This window comes from Cupriavidus sp. HMR-1 (assembly GCF_000319775.1).
Taxonomy (GTDB): domain Bacteria; phylum Pseudomonadota; class Gammaproteobacteria; order Burkholderiales; family Burkholderiaceae; genus Cupriavidus; species Cupriavidus metallidurans.
In genome coordinates, this window is sequence record NZ_ANKP01000055.1 from 1 (window position 1) to 12,780 (window position 12,780).

Annotated in this window: 11 protein-coding genes; 6 read left to right on the forward strand and 5 right to left on the reverse strand. The window is 65.4% G+C overall.

What is annotated here, in order from left to right:
- The 6 genes from glyS to D769_RS08565 form a co-directional block, all read left to right on the forward strand.
- A partial coding sequence (gene glyS, locus D769_RS08540; protein ID WP_008644034.1) for a glycine--tRNA ligase subunit beta occupies positions 1–1,945 on the forward strand: 1,945 nt, incomplete at its 5' end.
- Positions 1,946–1,978: 33 nt separating this feature from the next.
- Positions 1,979–2,560, forward strand: coding sequence for a D-glycero-beta-D-manno-heptose 1,7-bisphosphate 7-phosphatase (gene gmhB, locus D769_RS08545; RefSeq protein WP_008644041.1), 582 nt, complete (start codon positions 1,979–1,981; stop codon positions 2,558–2,560).
- Positions 2,561–2,589: 29 nt separating this feature from the next.
- Complete coding sequence (locus tag D769_RS08550) at positions 2,590–3,351, forward strand: lysophospholipid acyltransferase family protein (RefSeq protein ID WP_008644043.1); 762 nt, start codon at positions 2,590–2,592, stop codon at positions 3,349–3,351.
- Positions 3,348–4,226 (forward strand): SprT family zinc-dependent metalloprotease, encoded by an 879-nt coding sequence (locus D769_RS08555; RefSeq protein WP_008644044.1) that lies wholly within the window; start codon positions 3,348–3,350, stop codon positions 4,224–4,226. The genes D769_RS08550 and D769_RS08555 overlap by 4 nt, the downstream gene beginning before the upstream one ends.
- A 259-nt stretch (positions 4,227–4,485) precedes the next feature.
- A complete protein-coding gene (gene gloA, locus D769_RS08560) occupies positions 4,486–4,893 on the forward strand; it encodes a lactoylglutathione lyase (RefSeq protein ID WP_008644047.1) in 408 nt (135 codons plus the stop codon).
- Between the two features lie 6 nt (positions 4,894–4,899).
- Positions 4,900–5,805: a DMT family transporter gene (locus D769_RS08565; protein ID WP_008644048.1), complete on the forward strand. Its 906-nt coding sequence runs from the start codon at positions 4,900–4,902 to the stop codon at positions 5,803–5,805.
- 65 nt (positions 5,806–5,870) lie between these two features.
- Here the strand turns inward: D769_RS08565 and trpS are convergent, their stop codons facing one another.
- Genes trpS through lptD form a run of 5 tightly spaced genes read right to left on the reverse strand, consistent with a single transcriptional unit; the run spans position 5,871 to position 12,778 of the window.
- Entirely contained in the window at positions 5,871–6,899 is a 1,029-nt protein-coding gene (gene trpS / locus D769_RS08570; protein ID WP_008644050.1) for a tryptophan--tRNA ligase, read from the reverse strand.
- Between the two features lie 43 nt (positions 6,900–6,942).
- The gene (rsmA, locus tag D769_RS08575; protein ID WP_008644052.1) at positions 6,943–7,779 is read right to left on the reverse strand and encodes a 16S rRNA (adenine(1518)-N(6)/adenine(1519)-N(6))-dimethyltransferase RsmA; all 837 of its coding nucleotides are present in this window, start codon (positions 7,777–7,779) and stop codon (positions 6,943–6,945) included.
- 3 nt (positions 7,780–7,782) lie between these two features.
- Positions 7,783–8,868, reverse strand: coding sequence for a 4-hydroxythreonine-4-phosphate dehydrogenase PdxA (gene pdxA / locus D769_RS08580; RefSeq protein ID WP_008644053.1), 1,086 nt, complete (start codon positions 8,866–8,868; stop codon positions 7,783–7,785).
- Between the two features lie 16 nt (positions 8,869–8,884).
- Positions 8,885–10,372, reverse strand: coding sequence for a peptidylprolyl isomerase (locus tag D769_RS08585; protein ID WP_008644054.1), 1,488 nt, complete (start codon positions 10,370–10,372; stop codon positions 8,885–8,887).
- 9 nt (positions 10,373–10,381) lie between these two features.
- Positions 10,382–12,778, reverse strand: coding sequence for an LPS assembly protein LptD (lptD, locus tag D769_RS08590; protein WP_008644055.1), 2,397 nt, complete (start codon positions 12,776–12,778; stop codon positions 10,382–10,384).
- Between the last annotated feature and the right edge of the window lie 2 nt (positions 12,779–12,780).

Consider the following 12,780-nt stretch of genomic DNA (forward strand, 5'->3'; position numbering starts at 1 on the left):
CGCGCTGGTCTCCGGCGTGCGCCGCACCGCGCCGGACCGTGAGCAGCGCGAGAAGGTACTGCCGCTGACCGTGGCGCTCGATGCCAACGGCGCCCCGACGGCTCCGCTGGGCAAGAAGCTGGCGGCACTGGCCAAGTCGGTCGGCGTAGCCGAGATCGACTGGCAGACGCTAGAGCGCGCCTCCGATGGCAAGGCCGATGCGTTCTTCTACCGCTATACCGCGCGCGGCGCGACGCTGGCCGATGGCCTGCAGGCAACGCTCGACGAGACGCTGACCAAGCTGCCGATCCCGAAGGTGATGAGCTACCAGCGCCCGGACGGCACCACCGTGCATTTCGTGCGTCCGGCACACAGCCTGATCGCCCTGTATGGCGCGGAGATCGTGCCTGTTTCGGCACTCGGCCTGCAAGCCAGCAATCTCACGCAAGGTCACCGCTTCCTGTCGCAGGGCACGATCGAGATTCCCCACGCGGCCGAGTACGCCGGCCTGCTGGAATCGCGCGGCCGCGTCGTCGCCGGCTACGCCGACCGGCGCGAGCGCATCCGCACGGCGCTGCTCAAGGAAGCCGGCGCCGACAAGGTCATCATGCCGGACTCGCTGCTCGACGAGGTGAACTCGCTGGTCGAATGGCCGGTGATCTACCCGTGCCACTTCGAGGAAGCCTTCCTGGCCGTGCCGCAGGAGTGCCTGATCCTGACGATGCAGACCAACCAGAAGTACTTTGCGCTGACCGATGCCGAAGGGCACCTGCGCAACCGCTTCCTGATCGTCTCGAACCTGGCCACCGACACGCCGCAATCGATCATCACGGGCAACGAGCGTGTGGTGCGCCCACGCCTGGCCGATGCGAAGTTCTTCTTCGACCAGGACCGCAAGAAGACGCTGGCCTCGCGCGTGCCGCAACTCGCCAACGTGGTCTACCACAACAAGATCGGCAACCAGCTCGACCGCGTGCAGCGCCTGCAGCAGATCGCCGGCCATCTTGCCGACGCGATGAACGCCGCCGGCGCCCCGGTCGACAAGGCCGCCGCGATGCGCGGCGCCGAACTGGCCAAGGCCGATCTGCTGACCGACATGGTCGGCGAGTTCCCCGAGCTGCAAGGCACGATGGGCACGTACTACGCCCGCCACGACGACGAAGCCGAGGACGTCGCCCTGGCCTGCTCCGAGCACTATCGCCCGCGCTTTGCCGGCGACGCGCTGCCAGCAGGCAACGTGAGCACCGCCGTGGCGCTGGCCGACAAGCTTGAGACGCTGATTGGCATCTGGGGCATCGGCCTGCAGCCGACCGGCGAAAAGGACCCGTTCGCACTGCGCCGCCACGCGCTGGGCATCCTGCGGATGCTGATCGAAAAACCGCTGGCGCTGTCCCTGAACGACGTGCTGGGTCTGACCGAACAAGCCTTCGCCGGCATCGCGGCGGTCAAGCCTTCGCGCGAAGCGATCACCGACTTCCTCTTCGACCGCGTACGTGGCTACCTGAAGGACAAGGGCTACACGACCAACGAGGTGGAAGCCGTGGTCAGCCTGCGCCCGCAGCAACTGCACGACATCCTGGCGCGCATGGAAGCCGTCCGCACGTTCGCGGCGTTGCCTGAAGCCGAAGCCCTGGCCGCAGCGAACAAACGCATTACGAACATCCTGAAGAAGACGGACGAGGCAATCGGCAGCGTCGATGTATCGCTGTTCCAGGAGGCCGCCGAAGGCGCGCTGCACGAGGCGATCGAGCGCGTGCGCCCGGGCGTGGAAGCCGCGTTCGCGGGTGGTGATTTCACCGCCGCGCTGCGCGACCTGGCCCAGCTTCGCGATGCCGTGGACCGCTTCTTCAACGACGTGATGGTCATGGCCGAGGACGCAAAGCTGCGCGCCAACCGCCTGGCGCTGTTGGCCACGCTGCACAGCCTGGCGAATCGCGTCGCGGACATTTCGAAGCTGGCGGCCTAAGCTGTCTCATACGCTGCATCACCGGAGCGCGCCATGCCACAGTCCCAGTTGAAGTTCGTCATCCTGGATCGCGACGGGGTCATCAACCGCGACAGCGACCAGTTCATCAAGACACCCGACGAATGGATACCGATCGAGGGTAGCCTTGAAGCCATCGCCATGCTGAACCAGGCCGGCTACCGCGTGGTGGTGGCCAGCAACCAGTCGGGCATCGGCCGTGGCCTGTTCGAGATGAGCGCGCTCAACGCGATGCACGAGAAGATGTACAAGGCGCTGGCCAACCTCGGTGGCCGCGTCGAAGCCATCTTCTTCTGCCCGCACACGGCCGCCGACAACTGCGACTGCCGCAAACCCAAATCCGGCCTGTACGAGCAGATTGGCGAGCGGTTCGGCATCGAATTGCGCACCGCGCCCACGGTGGGAGATTCGCTGCGCGACCTTCAGGCGGGCGTGGCGGTTGGCTGCATCCCGCATCTGGTTCGCACGGGCAAGGGCATGAAAACGCTGGAAAAAGGCGGCCTGCCCGATGGCACGCGCGTGCATGACGACCTGGCAGCGTTTGCGCGCTGGCTGATCGACGATGCGGCGCCCAAGCCGCAACCAACCGCGCCCTGATATCCGTCCCCGATTACCGCCCCCGATCGATGACTTTCCTCCGTTCCCTGCTGTTCTCGCTGTACCTCCTGGCACTCACGCCCCCCTATGCGTGCCTTTGCTTCATCGTGTTTCCGTTCATGAACGCGGAGAACCGCTTCCGCTTCGTGCGCGGCTGGACAAGGCTTGTAATCTGGGCGGGCCGCCTGATCTGCGGCATCCACTATCGCATCGAGGGCATGGAGCAGGCGCAGTCGATGCTCGACAAGCATGTGGTGCTGCTGTCCAAGCACCAGTCCGCATGGGAAACCGTGGCCTATGTGGCCCTGATGCCCAAGCCGCTGTGTTTCGTCTTCAAGCGCGAGCTGCTGCTGGTACCGTTCTTCGGCTGGGCCCTGGGGATGCTGAAGATGGTCCATATCAATCGCAAAGATGGCCCGCGCGCGTTCGCGTCGGCCGCCCGCCAGGGCCGCGACCGCCTGGCAGAAGGCGCCTGGATCATCATGTTCCCGGAGGGCACGCGCACCGCCTCGGGCCTGGAGAAGCCGCGCTACAAGAGCGGCGGCGCCCGTCTGGCAGTGGAAACCGGTGCATGGGTGATCCCGATGGCTGTCAATTCGGGACGACTCTGGCCCCGCAACTCCTTCCTGAAATATCCGGGCATGATTACGATTTCGATCGGCGCCCCGATTGCGTCGGCCAACAAGACCGCAGACATGCTGAATCAGGAAGTCGAAACGTGGATCGAGGCAGAGATGCGCCGCATCGATCCAGACAGCTATCGCCGCGCAGGTAACCAGGCCACCGCATGAAGCTGCTGCGTCCTGCTCCCGAGACACCCGGCGCGCAGCTCGAGCTGCCGCTGGCGGAGGCATTGCCGCCCGTCACGCCGGAGCAGCAGGACCTGTCGCCGACATCCGCGCCGCACACACCCGAAACCGCGTCGCCCTGGCCCCCGGCCCTGCCCAATGGCCGGCGACTGCAGGTGGGCGAACGCACGGTGCACTACGCCCTCAAGCGCTCGTCGCGGCGCACCATCGGCTTCACCGTGGACGATCGCGGCCTGTCGATCACCGCGCCCCGCTGGGTCACCCTGGCCGACGTCGAGGCAGCCATCCTCGAGAAGCAACGCTGGATCTTCAACAAGCTGGGCGAATGGCGCCATCGCGAAGCACGCCGCATCCTGCCGACGGTGCAATGGCGCGACGGCGCGTCGTTACCGTTCCTGGGCCAGCCGATCACCCTGCAACTCGAATCGCCGGCCGGCGTGCTGATGTTCAATGCGGAATTGCGCATGCTGCATCTGGCCCTGCCCGCGCACGCCGATGAGCAGCAGATCAAGGACCGTGTGCAGGGCTGGATGCAGAACCAGGCGCGCCGCCTGCTGGCGGAGCGGCTGGACATCTATGCCGCGAAACTGGGCGTGCGTCATACCGGCTTCGCCCTGACCTCGGCAGCCACGCGCTGGGGAAGCTGCACGGCCGACGGCAAGATCCGGCTGAACTGGCGCCTCATGCATTTCCCGCTGTCGATGATCGACTACGTGGCCGCCCACGAGCTGGCGCATCTCAAGGAGATGAACCACGGACCGCGTTTCTGGGAAACAGTGGAATCGATCTTCCCCGAGTTCCGCGACGCCCGCGCCCAGCTTCGCGCGCATCCACCGGAACTGTTGCCGACGTTCTGACGTTCTGACGTTCCGGCGCTCCGGCGCCCTCGTCGCTCACCGTGCATACCGTGCGTCCAGGCGCCATCGACGGATATGTTCCACACCTGGCTGTAATCACCGGCCTCCGGCGACTGGTCGCCCCGCACGCTGTTGTCGAACCACGCATACCGAAACCGGGTATCGGCATAGGGACCGACATCGACGGCGGCCGGCGCGTTCCGCGGCATGGGAATAGAATGGCGGACTCTGTCTTTACAGTTTTGCCAAAGAGACCCCCATGCGACTTCTCCACACCATGCTGCGCGTTGGCGACTACCAGCGCTCGATCGATTTCTACACGCGCGTGCTCGGCATGACGCTGCTGCGCGAGAGCGACAATCCCGAATACAAGTACCGCCTCGCCTTCGTCGGATACGGCCCCGAGACCGAGACCGCCGTCATCGAACTGACCTACAACTACGGCGTCGACAAGTACGACCTCGGCACCGCCTATGGCCATATCGCCCTGGAAGTACCCAGCGCGGCCGAAGCCTGTGAGCGCATCCGGTCGGCCGGCGGCAAGGTCACCCGCGAAGCCGGTCCGGTCAAGGGCGGCACCACGGTGATCGCGTTCGTAGAGGACCCGGACGGCTACAAGATCGAACTGATCGAGCGTCACTCGACGCGCGACGCTGCCCGCCCGTAACGCGCAATGAGCGCGCAAGCAATGACGCGGCGCCCGCTGGACGGCACGGCCATCGGGTTGATGGTGCTGCTGTGCGCCGCCTGGGGGCTCCAGCAGGTGATCATCAAGGTCACCGCACCGCTGATGGGCGCCGTGCTGCAGGCGGGTGTGCGCTCGGCCATCGCGGCGCTGCTGGTGTTCGGCTTCGCAGCCTGGCGCGGCACGCCGCTCTGGGAACGCGATGGCACATTGCGCGCGGGACTGGTAGCCGGACTGCTATTCGGGGCCGAGTTCTTCTGCATCTTCGTCGGACTCGGCCACACCACCGCATCCCGCATGGCGGTGTTCCTCTATACGGCCCCGATCTTCACCGCACTCGGCCTGCACCTGTTCGTGCCGGGCGAGCATCTGCACCGGGGCCAGTGGCTCGGCGTGGTTCTCGCGTTCTGCGGTATCGCGCTGGCCTTCGCCGACGGTATTGCCTCGCCTTCCACGCAAGGCAGCACGGTGATTGGCGATGTCCTGGGCATGGTGGCCGGCGGCTTGTGGGCGGCGACAACCGTCGTCGTGCGCGGCAGCAAGCTGTCTGGTGCCCCTGCCAGCAAGACGCTGCTCTACCAGTTGGGTGTGTCGGCGGTGATGCTGCTGTTGATGGCGCTGGCGGCAGGCCAGGCGCATACGGTGGAAATCACGGGCTTCGTCGTGGCAAGCCTGTTCTACCAGTCGGTGCTGATCGCGTTCGCGAGCTACCTGATCTGGTTCTGGCTCTTGCGCCAGTATCTGGCATCACGACTGTCAGTGTTCTCGTTCCTGACGCCGCTGTTCGGCGTGGCATTCGGCGTGCTGCTCATGCACGACCACGTCGGCGTGCGGTTCGCCCTGGCGGCGGTGATGGTGCTGGGGGGGATTGTGCTGGTGAATCGGCGGGCGTAGTGCACCCCGGCGGTTTGTCGCCCTCTCCCGCGTAGCGGGCAAGGGCGACAACGATCCGTGCCGAATTACTGCGGGAACGAGAACATCCCCAGCGCGCCGCGCACTTCGTCCAGCGTCTGCTGGGTGATTTCGCGGGCTTCAGCGGTGCCCTTCTTCAGGATGTCGAACACGTAGCCCGGGTCCTGGGCAAGCTGCTCGCGGCGTTCGCGGATCGGGCGCAGCATTTCCTGCAGGACGCTTTCCACACGGCGCTTCAGCACCATGTCGCCCAGGCCGCCACGGCGGTAGTGCTCCTTGAGCGCTTCCACTTCGGCCGGATTCGGATCGAATGCGTCGAGGTACGTGAACACGACATTGCCTTCCACCTGGCCCGGATCGGACACCTTGAGGTGGTTCGGATCGGTGTACATCTTGTGCACGGCTTCGCGGATCTGGTCCGGCGACGCGCCGAGCGGAATCGCGTTGCCCTGCGACTTGCTCATCTTCGCCTTGCCATCCACGCCCGGCAGACGGCCATGCTTCGGGATCAGCGCAGCGGCTTCGGGCAGCACCTCGCGGCCGACCTGGTTGTTGACCCGGCGCACGATCTCGTTGGTCTGCTCGATCAGCGGTGCCTGGTCTTCACCCACGGGCACCAGCACGGCCTTGAAGCCGGTGATATCGGCGGCCTGCGAAGCCGGGTAGCAGAGGAAACCAGCCGGGATGTCGCGGCCGAAGCCACGCGCCTGGATTTCCTCCTTGATCGTCGGGTTGCGCTCCAGGCGCGATACCGTGACGAAGTTCAGGTACATCAGCGTCAGTTCCGCCAGCGCCGGCAGGTGCGACTGCACCGAGATCGTGGTCTTGGTCGGATCGATGCCCACGGCGAGGTAGTCGAGCGCGACTTCGAGCACGTTGCGGCGTACCTTGTCGGGGTCATGGGCGTTGTCGGTCATCGCCTGGGTATCGGCCAGCAGCACGTACTGCTTGTGCGTCTCCTGCAGGGCGACGCGGCTCTTCAGGGAGCCGACGAAATGGCCAAGGTGCAGCGGGCCGGTAGGACGGTCGCCAGTCAGGATGACGGGACGCTTATCAGGGTTGGTCTGGTCAGTCATGGGCGTCGCAAGGACTTCAGGGTATTCAGGATAAAAAGGGGGCTCAGGCCACGCGGGCGGGCGGCTCCGCGCCGCCGACGATGCGCGCGAGCTCGACATACTCGGCAACAGGCACTTCCTCGGCGCGGCGGGTCAGATCGAAGCCCAGCGCGTCGAAATCAACCTGGTCGCGCAGGAACGACAGCGTATTGCGCAGCACCTTGCGGCGCTGCGAGAACGCGGCGGTCACCACGTCGCCCAGCACGCCCGCATCGCACGCGGCGTACGGCGACCGCAGCGTGCCATCCTCGGCGCGTGGCCACGGAATCATGCGCACCACGGCGGAATCGACCTTCGGCGGCGGATTGAACGACGCGGGCGGCACATCGAGCACGTGCTCCATGTGATAGCGGACCTGCAGCATGATCGACAGGCGGCCATACGATTTGTTGCCGGGGTCGGCCACCATGCGCTCGACCACTTCCTTCTGCAGCATGAAATGCTGGTCGCGCACGTCATCGGCGAAATCCACCAGATGGAACAGCAGCGGGCTGGAAATGTTGTACGGCAGGTTGCCGACGATGCGCAGCGCGCGGCCGGGCTCGCGCAGCTTGCCAAAGTCGAACGCCAGCGCGTCGCCGGCGTGGACCACAAGGCGGTCGCCGTAGCGCCGGCGCAACCGCTCCACGAGATCCCGGTCGAGCTCGACCACCTGCATGCCTGGCAGCCGCTCCAGCAGCGGATCGGTCAGCGCGCCGAGGCCCGGACCGATCTCGACCACGATGTCGTTCGGCTGCGGGTCGATCGCGCTGACGATGCCATGAATGATGCCGTCATCGACGAGGAAGTTCTGTCCGAACCGTTTGCGGGCCACATGGCCCTGATGCACGTTTGAACGCATAAGTCAGTGCTGGCCGTTGGCGATGCCATTGTCCGCGCGCCCATTGCTGTGGCGCCCGCTGGCATGTCCGGCCATGGTAATGGCACAGCGGATGGCTTCGATCATGCTGCCGTGCTCGGCGCGGCCAGTGCCGGCCAGGTCGAGCGCGGTGCCATGGTCCACCGATGTGCGGATGAAGGGCAGCCCCAGCGTGATATTCACGCCGTGACCAAAGGTACCGTACTTGAGGGGCGCCAGGCCCTGGTCATGGTACATCGCCAGCACGCAGTCGGCATCACGCAGATGGCGCGGCTGGAACAGCGTGTCGGCGGGATACGGGCCGCGCGCGTCGATATCGGCATCGCGGGCCTGCTCGAGCGCGGGAGAAATCACGTCGATTTCCTCGCGCCCCATATGCCCGGACTCCCCCGCGTGCGGGTTCAGCCCCGTTACCAGGATACGTGGACGCGCGATGCCGAAATTCCGGCGCAGGTCGGCATCGACAATCGTCAGCGTCTCGACCAGCATCGGAACGTTCAGCGCATCAGGCACCGCGCGCAGCGGCAGATGCGTGGTGGCCAGGGCCACGCGCAGCATGGCGTTGTCATGCGCCGGCTGCGGGCCGGCCAGCATCATTACCACACGCGGCACGCCGGCGCATTCGGCCAGATATTCGGTATGCCCTGAAAAAGGCACGCCAGCATCATTGATCGTGCTCTTCTGCACCGGCGCGGTAATCATGGCCGCATAGCGGCCCGTCCGCAGGCCATCGACGGCGGTATCCAGCAGCGCCAGCACGTAGTGGCCATTGCGTGCATCGAGCCGCCCCGGCTCGCAGTGCACGCCCAGCGCGATGTCTTCCACGATCACGTCGCCGTCGGCAATCCGACGTGCCCACGCATGGGCCACGCCAAGCGCCTCGGCACGCTGATCGAGCAGACGCGCATCTCCGATCACATGGAAGCGGACCGTCCCCCCATGGCCGACGTTGCCGCCGTTGGCGCCGTGATTGGCGGCGAACTGCAGCAGGGCACCGATCGTGATGTCGGGGCCGATGCCGGCCGGTTCTCCGGTCGTGATTGCTAGGTCGAGTGGCGCGGGGTCGGGCATTGTTCGGGCCAGCGCATCAGCGCTGGCGGTTGATCCGGTATTCGACATACGCCGCGCTGCGGAGCTGGCGCACCCAGTCATCATAGGCGGCGCGCAGCTTCTGCTCGCGAACTTCGGCTCGTGCGAAGTCACGCTGCTTCTCGGGCGACACTTCGGTCTCGCGGCGGTTTTCCACCTGGATCAGGTGCACACCGAACTGCGTGACGACCGGGTCGGAGATTTCGCCCGGGCGCAGGCGGTTCATGGCCTGCTCGAACTCGGGCACCAGTTCGCCCGGCGACACCCAGCCGAGTTCACCGCCTTGCGACGCCGAGCCGTCCTGCGAGTAGCGACGGGCGGCATCGGCGAAATCGACACCGTGCGTGATCCGGTCGCGAATCGTCGCCATCTGACGCTTCGCTTCGGCCTCGGGCATGTTCGGGCCGGTGCGGATCAGGATATGGCGCACCTGCGTCTGCGCGATGCGGTCGCTCGCCGCCGGCTGCGCGGCGGCCGTGCGCTTAGACACGAGCTTGATCACGTGGAAACCGTTGGCCGATTCCAGAACCTCGGGCACCACCGCGCCCGGCTGCAGGTCGACCACGGCATTGGCAAACACGGCAGGCAACCGGCCAATCTCGCGGAAACCCAGCGAGCCGCCTTGCGAGGCTTCCGGCGCCTCGGAGTTGGCCTTGGCCAGTTCGGCAAAGTCCGCCCCGCCTTGCGCCTGCTTCAGCAGGCCTTCCGCCTTCGTCTTGAGCTGGGCCTTCTGTGCATCGGACGCATCTTCGGGCACGCGCACGAGGATCTGCGCCACATTGAACTCAGTCGGGCCCGAGGCGGCCGCCTGGCCACCGTTACGCGCGGCCAGATAGTTGTCGATCTCGCCGTCGTAGACCTGCACCTTCGAGTCCACCTCGCGTTCGCGCAGGCGGATCACCTGGACCTGCTTGCGCAGTTCGTCGCGGTACTTGGTCCACGACATGCCGCTGGCTTCCACGCGGCTGCGCAGTTCCGTCGCAGACATCTTGTTCTGTTGCGCCACCGATTCGATTGCCCGATCGACTTCCTGATCGGTCACCTTGATCCCGGCTTCCTGCGCGGCCTGCGTCTGCACGCGCTCCATCACGAGGCGTTCCAGCACTTCGCCGAGCAAGTCGGGCCGCGGCGGCACCTCACGCTTGGCGGCGCGAAGCTGGTTTTCAATCTCGTCGGCGCGGTCAAGCAGTTCCCGGCGCGTGATCACGCTGTTGTTGACGACAGCCACCACCTCGTCCACCAACTGCGAGCGCGGCTGGGACGAAGGCTGCGGCACGCCCATCATCGGCTGGCTCGGCGCCACGGTGCTGCCGCTGCCCTGGCTGGCCGATTGGCTGCCCTGCTGCGTGAAGATACCCTGCGTACGCGTGCCGGGCGCGCGCAATTGCGCAGCCGCCGGCGCGGCCAGCGTCACGAGCACGGCCGACAGCAGCAGCTGCTGCCAGGGGTTCAGGCGGGACAACAGGGAGAAGGCTTGACGTTTCATCTTGGTCCGTCATTCATAGTGATCGTACGGGGTTGTCGGCACCGGCCGTGCCGTCACGGGCTCGTAGCCCGGCACGTTCAGGCGCAACATGTCCAGCGGGTTGGAGCCAATCTTCGACAGCCCACGGAACTCCACCTGGAAGAAAACCCGCCCGGTGTAACCGTTCGAGGTATTGCGGAAACGCTGGTACACGAATCGGCCGACCCAGCAGTCGGCGGCGTACTCGAAACCGGCCAGCGCATCCACGAGCTGGTTGGCCGACTTGTCGAATGCCACGCGGCCAATACCGTAAGTGCGTTGCGTGATCGGCCACTGCCCCGACACTTCGATCTGGTCGATCGCGGTATTGTCCGTCACCGAGGTCGGGCGACGGTAGCGATAGCCGAAATTGATGAGCTTGCGCGATTCCGGCCGGTACGCGAATGCCACGTTCGAGTAGTTGACCTTGTCCTGGTCCGGATTCCACTGGATGCCGGCATCAAGATAGTAGCCGCGGAACAGCTGGATCGTGGTGGCTGCCAGCAGGTCTGAGTAGCTCGGCTTGGCATCCGGCAGCGTGCCATTGAGCTGCACACGCTGGCCCGTAAAGTCGACACGCTGCGCAATCGTGCCACGGAAACGCTCGACACCAGTCTCAGATTCGATCAGGCGCGTGGTCAGGCCCAGGGTCAGCTTGTTATTGTCAGCGATGCGGTCGTTACCGGTAAACGGGTTCTCGGTAAAGATCTGACCGTAGCCAAAGTCCGACTGCACCGTATCGAACAGCGGGAACTGACTCTGGTCGTAGAACGGCGTATAGACGTAGAACAGGCGCGGCTCGAGTGTCTGCGTGTACTTCACGCCAAACAGCTTGCTGACGCCCGGCGCGTCACGCTCGAACGTCATGCCCGAATCCAGGCTTACGGTCGGAATAGTGCGATTGAGCGTATTCGACGCGCCAACCGTGTTGGTGCCGGTATCCATGTTGTACTGCGCCGCGTTGAAGATGAACTTCGGCGTCACGTACCAGCCCGGGCGGATGATCGGGTAGCTGATTGTCGGCTGGATGAATGCGCGATTGCCTTCGGGCTGCTGGATGCCGGTACTGGTCAGCGGGATACGGAATCGCGTGTAGTCCGTCTCGAGCGAAATATCGAAGCCGTGGAAGTCATAGCGGTTGTACTTCGCGTTCAACTGCGGCTCGCGCTCGTAGGACGGCTCGCTGGGCAACAACGTCTGGAACTTCTGCACCCGTGCCATGAACACCCAGTCCTGCCACGCATAAATCACGCCGCCTTCCTGCGTGTACTGACGCAGGGTCGACTGCGATACGGAACGCGTCAGGTCGTCGGGATACTTGTCATCCGAAACCTTGCTGACGTTCACGTAGGCCGTCATGCCAGGAATGATGCTCTGGTAGTGCTGGATCGCGTAGGCCCAGCGGTTGCGGCCCGCCTTCTTGTCGTCGGGCAGGAACTCGCCGCGGATACGTCCGCTGTAGCCGTCGCCCACGTACCGGAAATCCTCGCCAAGCTGCACGCCGCGCGACGTCAGGATACGCGGGTAGATCGTCAGATCGCGGTTTGGCGCCAGGTTGAAGTAGTAGGGCACCGTCAGGTCGGCCCCCGAGTTCGACCCATAGCCGAACAACGGCGGCAGCACGCCGCTACGACGCTCGCCATTGAGCGGAAAACTGAACGCCGGCGCGCCCGCGATCGGCACGCCAAAGAAATTAAGCACACCGCCATAGGCCGTGCCCACCTGACGATCGCTATCCAGGTCGAGCTTTCTGGCGCTGAAGTACCAGTCCGCGTTATCGGGCGAACAGGTCGTGTAGGTCGCCTTCTTCAGCGTGCTGCGGTCCGGATCCAGGAAATCTACGCGCTCGGCGCTGCCGGAGCCGCCGGTCTGCTGGAAGTAGTAGTCCGGGGACAGCATGTAGCCTTCATTGGCCTGCACGCGCATCCGCGCTTCCGGGCCTACGGCCAGCGTGCCGCTCTTCGAAAGTCGCACGTTGCCAGTGGCATGTGCTTCGTCGGTGTCCTGGTCGTAGGTGACCTTGTCGCCCTTGATCACACCACCGTCGCGGCGCAGTTCGGCGTGCCCTTCCATCTCCACGCCCTTCTCGCTGTAGCCCGTTACGCGGTCGCCGGACGCGTAGGCTGGGGCGTTCGGATTCGAGGGCGTAGATGACGGCGATAGGTTGAGCGTGTTGCCGCTGGGAGCGGTCCGCATGGCGGGCTCGGTCAGGCGCGGAACGAGATCGCCGCCTTCAGCCGGCGGCGGCGGTGCCTCCGGGGTCTGCGTGACCACTGGCTCGACGAGGTCGATGTTCGGAATGGCGGACGTCGCGCCGTACTGCGCATGGGCGCTCACCGTCAGCCCGGCCATGGCGAGCACGAGCGGCCGCAGCGCGCTGGCGGGCAGGC

Bases quoted from the DNA above. Each gene is read 5' to 3' on its own strand.
- gmhB (WP_008644041.1), top strand. From the start codon at position 1,979: ATGCCACAGTCCCAGTTGAAGTTCGTCATCCTGGATCGCGACGGGGTC.
- D769_RS08550 (WP_008644043.1), top strand. From the start codon at position 2,590: ATGACTTTCCTCCGTTCCCTGCTGTTCTCGCTGTACCTCCTGGCACTC.
- D769_RS08555 (WP_008644044.1), top strand. From the start codon at position 3,348: ATGAAGCTGCTGCGTCCTGCTCCCGAGACACCCGGCGCGCAGCTCGAG.
- gloA (WP_008644047.1), top strand. From the start codon at position 4,486: ATGCGACTTCTCCACACCATGCTGCGCGTTGGCGACTACCAGCGCTCG.
- D769_RS08565 (WP_008644048.1), top strand. From the start codon at position 4,900: ATGAGCGCGCAAGCAATGACGCGGCGCCCGCTGGACGGCACGGCCATC.
- trpS (WP_008644050.1), bottom strand. From the start codon at position 6,899: ATGACTGACCAGACCAACCCTGATAAGCGTCCCGTCATCCTGACTGGC.
- rsmA (WP_008644052.1), bottom strand. From the start codon at position 7,779: ATGCGTTCAAACGTGCATCAGGGCCATGTGGCCCGCAAACGGTTCGGA.
- pdxA (WP_008644053.1), bottom strand. From the start codon at position 8,868: ATGCCCGACCCCGCGCCACTCGACCTAGCAATCACGACCGGAGAACCG.
- D769_RS08585 (WP_008644054.1), bottom strand. From the start codon at position 10,372: ATGAAACGTCAAGCCTTCTCCCTGTTGTCCCGCCTGAACCCCTGGCAG.